This is a genomic window from Pontibacterium sinense (genome assembly GCF_015209595.1).
Lineage (GTDB): Bacteria > Pseudomonadota > Gammaproteobacteria > Pseudomonadales > Balneatricaceae > Pontibacterium > Pontibacterium sinense.
Genome location: NZ_JADEYS010000005.1, coordinates 142,699 through 156,157, shown reverse-complemented (window position 1 = coordinate 156,157; position 13,459 = coordinate 142,699). Strand labels below are relative to the sequence as shown.

The 13,459-nt window shown below is 50.9% G+C and carries 22 protein-coding genes; 1 reads left to right on the top strand and 21 read right to left on the bottom strand.

The window, feature by feature from the left end; genetic code table 11:
* The first annotated feature begins 152 nt into the window (after nt 1-152).
* On the top strand, nt 153-2,975 hold the full coding sequence (uvrA, locus tag IOQ59_RS06790; protein WP_193952518.1) for an excinuclease ABC subunit UvrA: 2,823 nt from the start codon (nt 153-155) through the stop codon (nt 2,973-2,975).
* A gap of 157 nt (nt 2,976-3,132) precedes the next feature.
* Here uvrA and rplQ read toward each other — a convergent pair whose 3' ends face one another.
* From rplQ to rpsC, 21 genes are all read right to left on the bottom strand, one after another.
* On the bottom strand, nt 3,133-3,528 hold the full coding sequence (gene rplQ / locus IOQ59_RS06785; protein ID WP_193952517.1) for a 50S ribosomal protein L17: 396 nt from the start codon (nt 3,526-3,528) through the stop codon (nt 3,133-3,135).
* A 40-nt stretch (nt 3,529-3,568) separates the two neighbouring features.
* Nucleotides 3,569-4,573 carry a DNA-directed RNA polymerase subunit alpha gene (locus tag IOQ59_RS06780; RefSeq protein ID WP_193952516.1) on the bottom strand — a complete coding sequence of 335 codons (1,005 nt, stop codon included), beginning with the start codon at nt 4,571-4,573 and terminating at the stop codon, nt 3,569-3,571.
* A gap of 26 nt (nt 4,574-4,599) precedes the next feature.
* Nucleotides 4,600-5,220: a 30S ribosomal protein S4 gene (gene rpsD, locus IOQ59_RS06775; RefSeq protein ID WP_193952515.1), complete on the bottom strand. Its 621-nt coding sequence runs from the start codon at nt 5,218-5,220 to the stop codon at nt 4,600-4,602.
* Between the two features lie 18 nt (nt 5,221-5,238).
* Complete coding sequence (gene rpsK, locus IOQ59_RS06770; protein WP_193952514.1) at nt 5,239-5,628, bottom strand: 30S ribosomal protein S11; 390 nt, start codon at nt 5,626-5,628, stop codon at nt 5,239-5,241.
* 25 nt (nt 5,629-5,653) lie between these two features.
* Complete coding sequence (gene rpsM / locus IOQ59_RS06765; RefSeq protein WP_193952513.1) at nt 5,654-6,010, bottom strand: 30S ribosomal protein S13; 357 nt, start codon at nt 6,008-6,010, stop codon at nt 5,654-5,656.
* A gap of 153 nt (nt 6,011-6,163) precedes the next feature.
* A complete protein-coding gene (gene rpmJ, locus IOQ59_RS06760; RefSeq protein WP_007021200.1) occupies nt 6,164-6,280 on the bottom strand; it encodes a 50S ribosomal protein L36 in 117 nt (38 codons plus the stop codon).
* 20 nt (nt 6,281-6,300) lie between these two features.
* The gene (secY, locus tag IOQ59_RS06755; protein ID WP_193952512.1) at nt 6,301-7,629 is read right to left on the bottom strand and encodes a preprotein translocase subunit SecY; all 1,329 of its coding nucleotides are present in this window, start codon (nt 7,627-7,629) and stop codon (nt 6,301-6,303) included.
* Nucleotides 7,630-8,064, bottom strand: coding sequence for a 50S ribosomal protein L15 (rplO, locus tag IOQ59_RS06750; RefSeq protein WP_193952511.1), 435 nt, complete (start codon nt 8,062-8,064; stop codon nt 7,630-7,632).
* Nucleotides 8,065-8,078: 14 nt separating this feature from the next.
* Nucleotides 8,079-8,261, bottom strand: coding sequence for a 50S ribosomal protein L30 (gene rpmD / locus IOQ59_RS06745; RefSeq protein WP_193952510.1), 183 nt, complete (start codon nt 8,259-8,261; stop codon nt 8,079-8,081).
* A 6-nt stretch (nt 8,262-8,267) separates the two neighbouring features.
* The gene (gene rpsE / locus IOQ59_RS06740; RefSeq protein WP_193952509.1) at nt 8,268-8,768 is read right to left on the bottom strand and encodes a 30S ribosomal protein S5; all 501 of its coding nucleotides are present in this window, start codon (nt 8,766-8,768) and stop codon (nt 8,268-8,270) included.
* Between the two features lie 11 nt (nt 8,769-8,779).
* Nucleotides 8,780-9,130 carry a 50S ribosomal protein L18 gene (rplR, locus tag IOQ59_RS06735; RefSeq protein ID WP_193952508.1) on the bottom strand — a complete coding sequence of 117 codons (351 nt, stop codon included), beginning with the start codon at nt 9,128-9,130 and terminating at the stop codon, nt 8,780-8,782.
* A gap of 13 nt (nt 9,131-9,143) precedes the next feature.
* A complete protein-coding gene (gene rplF / locus IOQ59_RS06730; protein ID WP_193952507.1) occupies nt 9,144-9,677 on the bottom strand; it encodes a 50S ribosomal protein L6 in 534 nt (177 codons plus the stop codon).
* Between the two features lie 11 nt (nt 9,678-9,688).
* Nucleotides 9,689-10,081 (bottom strand): 30S ribosomal protein S8, encoded by a 393-nt coding sequence (gene rpsH / locus IOQ59_RS06725; RefSeq protein ID WP_193952506.1) that lies wholly within the window; start codon nt 10,079-10,081, stop codon nt 9,689-9,691.
* A gap of 81 nt (nt 10,082-10,162) precedes the next feature.
* Nucleotides 10,163-10,468: a 30S ribosomal protein S14 gene (rpsN, locus tag IOQ59_RS06720; protein WP_193952505.1), complete on the bottom strand. Its 306-nt coding sequence runs from the start codon at nt 10,466-10,468 to the stop codon at nt 10,163-10,165.
* Between the two features lie 12 nt (nt 10,469-10,480).
* Nucleotides 10,481-11,020: a 50S ribosomal protein L5 gene (gene rplE, locus IOQ59_RS06715; RefSeq protein ID WP_193952504.1), complete on the bottom strand. Its 540-nt coding sequence runs from the start codon at nt 11,018-11,020 to the stop codon at nt 10,481-10,483.
* A gap of 14 nt (nt 11,021-11,034) precedes the next feature.
* Nucleotides 11,035-11,349 carry a 50S ribosomal protein L24 gene (gene rplX, locus IOQ59_RS06710; RefSeq protein WP_193952503.1) on the bottom strand — a complete coding sequence of 105 codons (315 nt, stop codon included), beginning with the start codon at nt 11,347-11,349 and terminating at the stop codon, nt 11,035-11,037.
* 96 nt (nt 11,350-11,445) lie between these two features.
* Complete coding sequence (gene rplN / locus IOQ59_RS06705) at nt 11,446-11,814, bottom strand: 50S ribosomal protein L14 (RefSeq protein WP_193952502.1); 369 nt, start codon at nt 11,812-11,814, stop codon at nt 11,446-11,448.
* A gap of 75 nt (nt 11,815-11,889) precedes the next feature.
* Nucleotides 11,890-12,153 (bottom strand): 30S ribosomal protein S17, encoded by a 264-nt coding sequence (gene rpsQ / locus IOQ59_RS06700; protein WP_193952501.1) that lies wholly within the window; start codon nt 12,151-12,153, stop codon nt 11,890-11,892.
* A gap of 2 nt (nt 12,154-12,155) precedes the next feature.
* Complete coding sequence (rpmC, locus tag IOQ59_RS06695; protein ID WP_193952500.1) at nt 12,156-12,347, bottom strand: 50S ribosomal protein L29; 192 nt, start codon at nt 12,345-12,347, stop codon at nt 12,156-12,158.
* On the bottom strand, nt 12,347-12,760 hold the full coding sequence (rplP, locus tag IOQ59_RS06690) for a 50S ribosomal protein L16 (protein ID WP_193952499.1): 414 nt from the start codon (nt 12,758-12,760) through the stop codon (nt 12,347-12,349). Before rplP ends, rpmC begins: the two co-directional genes overlap by 1 nt.
* An 11-nt stretch (nt 12,761-12,771) precedes the next feature.
* Nucleotides 12,772-13,455 carry a 30S ribosomal protein S3 gene (gene rpsC / locus IOQ59_RS06685; protein WP_193952498.1) on the bottom strand — a complete coding sequence of 228 codons (684 nt, stop codon included), beginning with the start codon at nt 13,453-13,455 and terminating at the stop codon, nt 12,772-12,774.
* Nucleotides 13,456-13,459: the final 4 nt, after the last annotated feature.

Sequence of the window (13,459 nt, the reverse complement as noted above, 5' to 3'; positions counted from 1 at the left end):
AATACCACAGCATGAGATGAAGGCACGGGGGATTTACTCATAAATTTTTCATCCATTATCTCGCCTTATGACCTTCAAAACACAACGTACATTTATTACCCGCCGTTAAGTCTTTATAATTTGCTCTTTTGTTTGTTCCTTGCGGAGAGAACATGGACAAGATACTGGTTCGCGGTGCACGTACCCACAACCTCAAGAACATCGATCTGGAGATCCCTCGCGATCAGTTGATTGTCATTACCGGCCTGTCCGGTTCGGGTAAGTCATCGTTGGCGTTTGATACGCTCTATGCCGAAGGTCAGCGTCGTTATGTGGAATCCCTTTCCACCTATGCCCGCCAGTTCCTGTCGATGATGGAAAAGCCGGACGTGGACCATATCGAAGGTCTTTCCCCTGCTATTTCCATTGAGCAAAAGTCCACATCGCACAACCCGCGTTCTACCGTTGGCACGATCACGGAGATCTACGATTACCTGCGCCTGTTGTTCGCCCGAGCGGGTGAGCCCCGCTGTCCCGATCATGACCTTCCACTCGCCGCACAAACCGTCAGTCAGATGGTGGACCAGGTGTTAGAACTGCCTGAGGGAAGCAAGCTGATGCTGCTTGCGCCAGTGGTTCAAGGTCGCAAAGGTGAGCATTTACACACTTTGAGTGAATTGCGTACCAGCGGTTTTGTGCGTGCACGGATCAACGGTATCGTCGTCGACCTGGACAGCGCACCTGAGCTGGATAAGAACAAAAAACACAACATCGAAGCCGTCGTTGATCGCTTTAAAGTACGCGATGACCTGCAGATACGTTTGGCCGAGTCCTTTGAGACCGCACTCAACCTAACGGATGGTATCGCTAAAGTGGCCTGGATGGATGGTGATGCAGACGATCTGATCTTCTCTGCTCGCTTTGCCTGCCCACACTGTGGTCACAGCATCCAGGAACTTGAACCCCGTATGTTCTCGTTCAACAATCCACACGGCGCTTGTTCTTCGTGTGACGGCTTAGGGGTCAAACAGTTTTTTGATCCGAACAAGGTCGTTCACGATAACAGCCTGACCTTATCAGAGGGGGCCATCCGCGGTTGGGACCGTCGCAGCCTGTATTACTTCCAGCAGCTTAAGGCCGTGGCGGAACACTTCGGTTTCGATCTGGATACTGCATTCTGTAATCTCTCTAAGAAACACCAGCAGATCATCCTCCAGGGCAGTGGCAAGGAAAGCGTTCCGTTCCGATACCTTAATGACCGTGGCGACATGATCAGCAAGTCACACCCGTTTGAAGGTGTGCTGAACAATCTCGACCGCCGTTATCGCGAGACTGAGTCAGAGATGGTTCGCGAAGATCTCTCTAAATACCTGAATATCCAGCCATGCCCTTCTTGTGAAGGCAGCCGCTTACGCCGCGATGCACGCCACGTCTTTATTGATGGCGAAACCCTGCCAAAAATTGTACAGCTTCCGATTGGCAACTGTTACCAGTACTTCGAGCAGCTAAAACTCGAAGGCAAACAAGGCGAAATTGCGGAAAAAATCCTCAAAGAGATCCGCCAACGCCTCAGTTTCTTGGTTAATGTGGGTCTGGATTACCTATCACTGGAACGTAACGCAGAAACACTCTCCGGCGGCGAGGCTCAGCGTATCCGTCTTGCCAGCCAGATTGGTGCGGGGCTGGTCGGGGTCATGTATATCCTCGATGAACCTTCGATAGGTCTTCATCAACGTGACAATGAACGGCTTCTTGGGACGCTGGAACACCTGCGCGACCTCGGTAATACCGTCATTGTTGTTGAACACGATGAAGACGCTATCAGAATGGCTGATTATCTGGTCGATATCGGTCCCGGCGCAGGCGTACACGGTGGTGAAATTGTTGCACACGGTAAAGCTCAGGATGTGATGGAGTGCGAGCACTCTCTCACCGGACAGTATCTGTCGGGCGCCCGTAAAATTGAAGTGCCTGCACAACGTCATCCGGTTGATCCGGAGAAGATGCTGACATTGGCCGGAGCCACCGGGAACAACCTGAAAAACGTCACCCTTGAAGTGCCGGTTGGGCTCTTCACCTGTATCACTGGCGTGTCTGGGTCCGGCAAATCCACCCTGATCAACTCAACCCTATACCCGATAGCCGCGACCGAACTGAACCATGCGACGACTCTGGATGCCTCCGCACATGACAGCGTTGCAGGCATGAAACACTTCGACAAAGTCATCGATATTGATCAAAGCCCTATTGGCCGTACTCCACGCTCCAACCCGGCAACCTACACCGGCATCTTCACGCCCGTACGTGAACTCTTTGCTGGCACCCAGGAAGCCCGCTCCCGAGGCTACAAGCCGGGCCGCTTCAGCTTTAACGTTAAAGGGGGTCGCTGTGAAGCGTGTCAGGGCGATGGGGTCATTAAGGTAGAGATGCACTTCTTACCCGATGTCTATGTGCCTTGCGACGTCTGTAAAGGCAAACGCTATAACCGTGAGACACTGGAGATTAAATACAAGGGCAAGAGCATCGACGAAGTCCTGCAGATGACAATCGAGGACGGGCGCGAATTTTTTGATGCGATTCCTGCGCTTGCGCGCCGCTTACAAACACTGATGGATGTGGGTTTGAGCTACATCCGACTCGGTCAGGCCGCGACCACCCTGTCAGGCGGTGAAGCGCAGCGCGTGAAACTGGCGAAAGAACTGTCTAAGAGAGATACCGGCAAGACACTGTATATTCTCGACGAGCCCACCACAGGCTTACACTTCTACGACATTCAGCAGCTGCTGACCGTGCTCAACCGCCTGCGTGACCACGGCAATACCATTGTGGTTATCGAGCACAACCTCGACGTCATCAAAACCGCAGACTGGATTGTAGATCTGGGACCGGAAGGAGGTATCAACGGGGGCGAAATTATCGCAACAGGTACACCTGAAGAGGTGGCCGAATGCGGGCATTCTCATACCGGTCGCTTCCTAAAGCCAATGCTCGGATAACCTATTCCAAAAACACTAAAGGAGAGCGCAGCTCTCCTTTTTTATGTCTGAAATGTGGGATCGTCCTTCGCGCTTTAGCAAGACAGAAGCCCATCAACGGCAAATTTCAGGCAATAAAAAACCCGGCATAAGCCGGGTTTTTTGACGGTATTAGCAATTAATCTTCAGAAGTCTCTTCGACTGCTTCAGTTGCTACCGGACGGTCTACCAGTTCAACGTAAGCCATTGGCGCATTATCGCCAGGGCGGAAGCCACATTTCAGAATACGAATGTAGCCACCTGGACGCTGCGCGTAACGCGGGCCCAGATCGTTGAACAGTTTACCAACAGCTACTTTGTTGTTGGTACGTGCAAATGCCAGACGGCGGTTTGCTACGGTGTCGTTTTTAGCCAGTGTAATCAGTGGCTCGGCATAGCGACGCAGTTCCTTAGCTTTAGGCAGAGTTGTTCTAATCAACTCATGCTCAAACAGGGACACTGCCATGTTTTTGAACATCGCTTTGCGGTGCGCACTGGTACGGCTGAATTTACGACCAGTTTTACGATGACGCATGATTAAATCCTTACCAAACTAGTCAGTTCGAATCGCTGTATCAAGACGCGACTTTGTCGTCATTTTTCAAACTAGCCGGTGGCCAGTTCTCTAGACGCATACCAAGGGACAGACCTTTAGAGGCCAGCACGTCCTTGATCTCAGTCAGCGACTTCTTACCCAAGTTCGGGGTCTTCAGCAGCTCAACCTCGGTACGCTGAATCAGGTCACCGATGTAGTAGATCTGCTCTGCCTTGAGGCAGTTAGCAGAACGTACAGTCAGTTCCAGGTCGTCTACCGGGCGTAACAGGATCGGATCGATCTCTGGTTCTTCCGGTTCTTCCTTAGCCTGATCAGCTCCATCCTCCAGATCAACAAATACAGCTAGCTGCTGCTGAAGGATTGTCGCCGCGCGACGGATGCACTCTTCTGGATCAATTGTGCCGTTAGACTCAATATCGATTACCAGTTTGTCCAGATCGGTACGCTGTTCTACACGGGCACTTTCTACCACGTAAGAGACACGACGTACCGGGCTGTAAGTAGCATCCAACTGCAAGCGACCAATGGCGCGAGTTTCATCTTCCTCAGAAGTACGAGCATCGGCAGGCACATAGCCACGACCACGCTCAACACGCAGCTGCATGTTGAGGCTCGCTCCTTCATTAAGGTGAGCAATTACGTGATCCGGGTTAGCGATCTCAACATCCTGATTTAACTGGATATCGCCTGCCGTAACAGGACCCGCTTCGCTTTTGCTCAGTGTCAGGGTTACGTCATCGTTGCTGTGCAACAAGATCGCAACACCTTTCAGGTTCAGCAGGATTTCAATTACATCCTCCTGAACCCCTTCTACAGTGCTGTACTCATGCAGTACACCTTCAATTTCCACTTCTGATACGGCACAACCCGGCATAGAAGACAGAAGAATTCGGCGTAATGCATTGCCCAGCGTGTGGCCAAACCCACGCTCTAGTGGCTCAAGAGTCACTTTAGCGCGAGTTTTGCTAATTTCCTGTACGTCAATATGACGTGGGCTTAGAAACTCGTTTACCGAACGCTGCATAGTTCCACCAATAAAGAGTTCAACAATTACTTGGAGTACAACTCGACGATCAGGTGCTCGTTGATGTCAGCAGACAGATCGCTACGTTCAGGAGCGGCTTTAAAAGTACCTTCCATCTTCGCAGAATCAACTTCTACCCACTCAACTGGTGCACGCTGAGCAGCCAGATCCAGCGCCGCTTTGATGCGCAGCTGAGTCTTAGCTTTTTCACGAACTGCTACCACATCGCCAGCCTGTACTTGGTAGGAAGCCACATTGACTACCTGACCGTTAACAGTGATAGAACGGTGTGATACTACCTGACGTGCTTCAGCGCGAGTCGCACCGAAACCCATACGGTATACAACGTTGTCCAAGCGGCCTTCCAGAAGCTGCAGCAGGTTTTCACCGGTTGCACCTTTGCGACGAGCCGCTTCTTTATAATACCCACGGAACTGACGTTCCAGCACGCCGTACATACGACGTACTTTTTGTTTTTCGCGCAGCTGCAGGCCATAGTCGGAAAGACGACCACGACGCGCACCGTGCATACCTGGAGCAGCTTCAGCTTTACACTTGCTATCCAGTGTACGAACACCGCTCTTCAAGAACAGGTCCGTACCTTCACGGCGAGACAGCTTGCACTTTGGTCCTAAATAACGAGCCATTTTTTTACTGTCTCCAGATTAAACGCGACGTTTCTTCGGCGGACGGCAACCATTGTGAGGGATTGGCGTCACGTCGGTGATGTTAGCGATCTTGTAGCCACATGCATTCAATGCACGTACTGCAGATTCGCGACCGGGACCAGGTCCCTTAACAAATACGTCGAGGTTTTTCAGGCCATACTCAAGTGCGGCCTGACCAGCACGCTCAGCAGCTACCTGAGCGGCGAACGGGGTGCTCTTGCGGGAACCACGGAAGCCGGAGCCACCTGCAGTTGCCCATGACAGAGCGTTGCCCTGACGATCAGTAATAGTAATGATCGTGTTGTTAAAAGAGGCGTGAATGTGGGCGAACCCGTCAGCTACCTGCTTTTTAACCTTTTTGCGTGTGCGATTACCTGGCTTAGCCATATTGGGAATTCCTATCGCTTACCACTTACTTACGGATCGGCTTACGTGGGCCTTTACGAGTGCGTGCATTGGTTTTGCTACGCTGCCCACGTACCGGGAGATTACGGCGGTGACGAAGACCACGAAAACAGCCAAGGTCCATCAGACGCTTGATGTTCATGGAAACTTCACGACGCAGGTCGCCTTCGACAGTCAGCTTGGAAATTTCACCACGAACATTATCCAGCTGCTCATCAGTCAGGTCAGCGATCTTAGTACTTGTAGCAATGCCACAAGCGTCGCAGATGCTCTGCGCCGTAGTACGGCCAATCCCGTAAATGTAAGTCAAAGAAATTACCGCATGCTTATTGTCAGGGATATTGACTCCAGCTATACGGGCCATTCTATTTACTCCAATTGGGGTTCTTTCGCCTTCTGTTTTATACGTTGAGGCTAGGAACCGAAAACTCGTTAGTTCGTGGAAGGCGCGCAATAATACACCCTGATCAAAATTAAATCAAGGATGCACGCCCTACACTTCAATTATCAGGGTAAATTAACCCTGACGCTGCTTGTGACGCGGCTCTACTTTACAGATCACACGCACAGAACCGTTACGACGAACGATTTTGCAATTACGGCAGATCTTCTTAACAGACGCACGTACTTTCATGATCTACTCCTTTGGCGTGCTTAGCGCATCATTCCTGCGCCGCCACCTTTGAGATTAGATTTCTTCATCAGAGATTCGTACTGATGCGACATGAGGTGCGATTGCACCTGCGCCATGAAGTCCATCACGACGACAACAACGATCAGCAGGGACGTACCACCGAAGTAGAACGGGATGTTCCATGCAACTACCAAAGCCTGTGGCATAAGTGACACAGCAGTGATGTACAAGGCCCCGAACAACGTCAGTCGGCTCAGCACGGTATCAATGTAACGCGCTGACTGTTCCCCAGGACGAATCCCCGGAATAAAGGCACCTGATTTTTTCAGGTTATCTGCTACGTCACGAGGATTGAAAACAATCGCCGTATAGAAATAGCAGAAGAAAATGATCGCAATCGCAAATAACAGGATATACAACGGCTGACCTGGTCCCAGCGCCAGCGCAACATCCTGTAGCCATTCCATACCTTCAGACTGACCAAACCATTGGCCGATAGAGGCAGGGAACAGCAAAATGCTAGATGCAAAGATCGGCGGAATCACCCCGGCCATATTCACCTTCAGAGGCAAATGACTGGACTGTGCCGCATACACGCGACGCCCCTGCTGACGTTTTGCATAGTTTATGGTGATACGGCGTTGACCGCGCTCCATAAACACTACAAAACCAACAGTCGCGACCGCCAGTACAGCGATGGCCAGCAACGCCAGAATATTCAAGTCACCCTGACGTGCTGATTCAAAGGACTGACCGATTGCACCAGGCAATCCAGCCACAATACCGGCAAAGATCAAAATGGAGATACCGTTACCGATACCTCTTTCGGTTACCTGCTCGCCCAGCCACATCAGGAAGACCGCACCAGACACCAATGTCACAACCGCTACAAAGTAGAAGCTGGCATCCGCGGTGAATGCAATACCCTGATTAGCAAGGCCAACGGCCATACCAAAAGACTGAACAGTCGCCAGAATAACCGTCCCGTAACGGGTGTACTGGTTAATCTTGCGACGACCTGATTCGCCTTCTTTCTTCAGTTGTTCCAGTGTCGGACTTACCACCGTCATCAGCTGCATGATAATCGATGCAGAGATGTACGGCATGATGCCCAGTGCGAGGATACTCATTCGCTCCAACGCACCACCGGAGAACATATTAAAGAGACTCAGGATTGTTCCCTGATTCTGATCAAACAACGCAGCAAGACGATCTGGGTTGATGCCCGGTACCGGTATATGCGCACCGATACGGTATACAACAATCGCCAAAATCACGAACAATAAACGAGACTTTAGCTCGCCAAGTCCGCTCTGGTTGCCTGCTGGTACTGGTCCTTGCTTAGCCATTTACGCCTCGACTTTGCCGCCCGCAGCTTCGATTGCAGCCTGTGCACCTTTGGTCGCTTTAAGACCTTTAATGGTGACAGCTTTGTTGATCTCGCCGGACAGAATCACTTTAGCAACTTTGATCTCTTGCTTAATGATGTCTGCTTCTTTCAGAGCAGCCAGATCAATAACGTCAGCATTTACGCCAGCCAATTCGTTCAGACGAATTTCTGCTACGTAACGTGCTTTACGGGAAGTAAAACCAAATTTTGGCAGACGACGCTGCAAAGGCATCTGACCGCCTTCAAAACCAGGTCTTACGGAACCGCCGGAGCGGGATTTCTGACCTTTGTGACCACGGCCACAAGTCTTACCCAGACCGGAACCAATACCACGACCGACGCGTTTCGGTGCGTGCTTGGAGCCTTCAGCAGGGCTCAGAGTGTTCAGACGCATGTGACGAACTCCCCTTACTCGCCTTCTACATTCAGCATGTAGTTGACTTTGTTGATCATGCCACGGACAGATGGAGTATCTTCTACTTCAACTGTGTGGCCAATACGGCGCAGACCCAGACCCTTCAGGCACAATTTGTGCTTAGGCAGGATACCGATAGGGCTACGAACCAGTGTAACTTTTACAGTGCTAGCCATTATCGATTACCCCAGGATATCGTCTACAGACTTGCCACGTTTAGCTGCCACATCTTCCGGAGAATGCATTGCTGCCAGACCTTTGATGGTCGCGCGAACAACGTTAACCGGATTAGTAGAGCCGTAGCACTTCGCCAGTACGTTATGTACACCTGCCAGTTCCAGTACGGAACGCATTGCACCACCTGCAATTACACCAGTACCCTGGGAAGCAGGCTGCATGTATACCTTGGAAGCACCGTGACGTGCTTTCACAGGGTACTGCAGAGTGTCACCGTTCAGGTCAACCTGAACCATGTTGCGACGTGCCTGATCCATTGCTTTCTGAATAGCAACAGGTACTTCACGTGCTTTACCACGACCGAAACCTACACGGCCGTTACCATCGCCAACTACAGTCAGAGCGGTGAAACCGAAGATACGACCACCCTTAACCACTTTAGCGACACGGTTAACCTGAACCAGTTTTTCCTGCAGGTCACCGTCTTTCTGTTCGTGATTTGCCATTTTCGACCCCTTTAGAATTCCAGGCCGCCTTCACGGGCTGCGTCAGCGAGTGCCTTAACACGGCCATGGTATTTAAAACCAGAGCGGTCAAAAGCAACTTTAGTAACACCGGCTTCTTTCGCACGAGATGCGATCAGCTCACCTACTTTTTCAGCAGCTGAGACGTTACCGGTAGTGGATTCACGCAGTTCTTTTTCTACTGTGGACGCAGCCGCAACAACGGTAGCACCATCAGCAGTAATAACCTGCGCGTAGATGTGACGCGGTGTGCGGTTTACGCACAAACGCGCAGCACCCAGCTCACGCATTTTCAGGCGAGAACGGCGCGCACGACGAACACGAGCTTGTTTCTTAGCGTTCATGATTCTGCCCTACTTATTTTTTCTTCGCTTCTTTACGGCGAACATATTCATCAGCGTAGCGAACACCTTTACCTTTATAAGGTTCTGGTGGACGGAAGCCACGCACCTCAGCCGCTACCTGGCCGACAGTCTGCTTATCAATACCGCTGATAACAACAGTTGTCTGACCCTGTACTTCAGCCTTGATACCTTCAGGCAGTTCATAATCGATCGGGTGAGAGAAGCCCAGCGTCAGGTTCAAAGTGTTACCGCTTACAGCTGCACGGTAACCAACACCCTGCAGCAGCAGAGTTTTCTTGAAGCCTTCGTTTACACCAACAACCATGTTGTTGATCAGCGCGCGGCTAGTACCAGCCAGAGCGGTAGACTGTTTGGAACCGTCACGGCCCGCAAACGTCAGGCCTTCTTCGCCCTGCTGAATCTCTACAGTCGCATGAACATCAATGCTCAGCTGACCGTTTTTACCTTTTACATTGACTGTCTGGCCGTCGATTTTCAGCTCAACACCTGCCGGTACAGCAATCGGGTTTTTCGCAATACGAGACATTGGAAATCCTCTTAGAATACCGTGCAGATTACTTCGCCACCGACGCCTGCAGAACGTGCTGCGCGATCAGTCATGACACCTTTGCTCGTAGAGACGATAGCTACGCCCAGTCCGCCACGTACCTTAGGCAGCTCAGTAGCGCCTTTATAGATACGTAGACCAGGACGGCTTACGCGTTTGATCTCTTCGATAACCGCCTTACCTTCGAAGTATTTCAGTTCCAAGGTCAGAACAGGTTTAACACCTTCTTCTAAAGAGAAGTCAGCGATATAACCTTCGTCCTGCAGCACCTTAGCTACGGAAACCTTCATTTTGGAAGACGGCATGGATACGGCCTGCTTTTCAGCCATGTGACCGTTACGGATACGAGTGAACATATCCGCGAGTGTATCTTGCATGCTCATGCTTTTTACTTCCTCGTTGTGCAGCGCGACCCGGTAGCCCTTTCAGGCCCTGTCCGTCGCGCTTACCATGAAACTAGCTGATTACCAGCTAGCCTTTTTCAGACCCGGCACGTCACCGCGCATAGCGGCTTCACGCAACTGGTTGCGGCACAGGCCAAACTTGCGGTAAACCGCATGTGGACGACCTGTAACCTGACAGCGGCGCTGTTGACGAGAAGGGCTCGCATCACGCGGCAATTTCTGCAGCGCAACTTGTGCTTCCCAACGCTCATCTTCAGATGCAGTAGCGCTCAGGATGATTGCTTTCAGTGCAGCACGCTTTTCAGCGAACTGAGCAACTGTTTTTGCACGCTTAGCTTCGCGTGCCTTCATAGATTCTTTAGCCATGATATACCCCTATCACTTCTTAAATGGGAAGCCTAGGGCAGCCAGCAAGGCGCGACCCTCATCATTGTCACGAGCAGTCGTGGTGATGGTAATATCCATACCACGCAGCTTATCAACCTTGTCGTACTCGATCTCAGGGAAGATAATCTGCTCTTTAACACCCATGCTGTAGTTACCACGACCGTCGAAAGATTTCGGATTCAGGCCACGGAAGTCACGGATACGCGGGATAGAGATATCTACCATGCGATCCAGGAATTCCCACATACGCTCGCCGCGCAGGGTAACTTTACAACCGATCGGCCAACCCTCACGAACTTTAAAGCCCGCGATAGATTTACGAGCCAGAGTAACTACTGGCTTCTGACCGGCGATTTTTGTCATATCAGCAACTGCAAAATCCAGCAGTTTCTTATCGCCCAATGCTTCACCCACACCCATGTTCAGAGTGATTTTGGTCAAACGAGGCACAGCCATGATGTTCGGGCTGGACAGCTCTTCTTTCAGCTGCTGCTGAACAGAATCTTTATAAAGCGCTTTCAATCTAGACATATCAACAATTCCCCTTAGCTGATCGCTTCGCCAGAGGACTTGAAGATGCGCGTCTTAGTACCGTCTTCAAGAATCTTGAAGCCAACGCGATCGCCTTTGCCCGTCTGAGGGTTGAAGATAGCAACGTTAGAAACAGCCAGAGCCGCTTCTTTTTCTACGATGCCGCCAGCCTGACCCAGCATTGGGTTAGGTTTGGTGTGTTTCTTCACCATGTTGATACCGGATACGATCACACGACCGTTATCCAGGACACGCATGACTTTGCCACGCTTGCCTTTGTCTTTTCCTGCGATGACGATAACTTCGTCTTCACGTCTAATTTTAAGCATAAATACCTCTTTCCTACGTCCTTCTCATGCTCAAAAACGCCAACGCCTCTCGGCGTTAGCGTTTTTACATAAATCAAACTACTTGGAGTTTGATCTTTACAGCACTTCAGGCGCCAGGGAAACGATTTTCATGAACTTCTCAGAACGAAGTTCACGCGTTACTGGGCCAAAGATACGAGTACCGATAGGTGCATCGCTAGCGTTCAGCAACACCGCTGAGTTAGTATCAAAGCGGATTACTGAGCCGTCTGGACGACGAACACCCTTACGGGTACGTACCACAACAGCCTTCAGGACCTGACCTTTCTTCACTTTGCCACGCGGAATTGCTTCCTTGACGGTAACTTTAATAACGTCACCGACGCTTGCGTAACGACGGTGAGAACCGCCTAGGACCTTAATACACTGCACACGCTTAGCACCGCTGTTATCAGCGACATCAAGCATAGATTCAGTTTGAATCATGGTCTACTCCACAAACTCTGTGTAAGACTCGTCGCCAGAAGCAACGAGCCGACAATTGGAGCGAGGGTGCGTATATTACACCTTCGCTGCGCGCTCTTCAATACGAACCAGTGCCCAAGTTTTAGACTTGGAGTGAGGACGGGTTTCCGCGATGGTTACCAGATCCCCCTGCTGACACTCGTTTTTCTCATCGTGAGCGTGCAGTTTGGTGGAACGTTTCATGAATTTTCCGTAAATCGGATGCTTCTCTTTACGCTCTACCATAACTGTGATGGTTTTATCCATCTTGTCACTGACAACGCGGCCAGTAACAGTACGAGTACGTTTTTCTGCGCTCATTCTTAGTTACCTGCCTTCTCGTTGAGTAAAGTCTTAACGCGAGCGATGTCGCGGCGGACTTGGCCCAACAGGTGATTTTGTGCCAGCTGACCGGTGGTTTTCTGCATGCGCAGATTGAACTGCTCTTTCAGAAGACCTAACAGTTCCTGCTGAAGCTCATCAACGGACTTCTCACGTAGTTCGCTCGCTTTCATCACATCACCGTACGCTTAACAACAGTTGTAGAAACAGGCAGCTTAGCGGAAGCCAGCGCGAACGCTTCATTCGCCAACTCATCAGGTACACCGCTCATTTCGAACAGCATCTTACCTGGCTGAATCTGGGCTACCCAGTACTCAACACTACCTTTACCTTTACCCATACGCACTTCAAGAGGCTTAGAGGTAATTGGCTTGTCAGGGAAAACGCGAATCCAGATCTTACCACCACGTTTTACGTGACGGGTCATCGTACGACGAGCAGCCTCGATCTGACGGGAAGTGATACGGCCACGGCTAGTAGCTTTCAGGCCGATTTCGCCGAAGCTTACTTTACTACCGCGCTGTGCCAGACCGCGGTTGCGGCCTTTCATCATCTTGCGGTATTTAAGGCGTTTAGGTTGCAGCATGGACTTCTACCTCACTTACCTTTCTTCTTAGGCGCATTTTTCTTCTCAGCACGCACCTGTTCGATGCCACCAAGAATCTCGCCTTTGAAGATCCAGACTTTAACGCCGATCACACCGTATGTGGTGTGCGCTTCATAAGTAGCGTAATCGATATCAGCACGCAGTGTGTGCAACGGCACACGGCCTTCACGATACCACTCAGAGCGCGCAATCTCAGCGCCACCCAGACGACCGCCAACCTGAATCTTGATGCCTTTAGCACCCAGACGCATAGCGTTCTGTACCGCACGCTTCATAGCGCGACGGAACATTACGCGACGCTCAAGCTGGTTAGCAACACTCTGTGCTACCAGTTTCGCGTCCAGCTCAGGCTTGCGAACTTCTTCGATGTTGATGTGAACAGGAACGCCCATCATCTGGGAAACAGCATTACGCAGCTTCTCTACATCTTCGCCTTTTTTACCAATCACGATGCCAGGACGCGCAGTGTGAATGGTGATTTTTGCATTCTGTGCAGGACGCTCGATTTCGATGCGGCTTACAGATGCTTTTTCGAGCTGCTTCTCCAGGTACTTACGCACCTCGAGGTCATTCAGCAGCTTGCTTGCGTATTCGGACTTGTCCGCATACCACACCGAAGTGTGGTCTTTAACGACACCAAGTCGTATACCGGTCGGATGTACTTTCTGACCCATAACA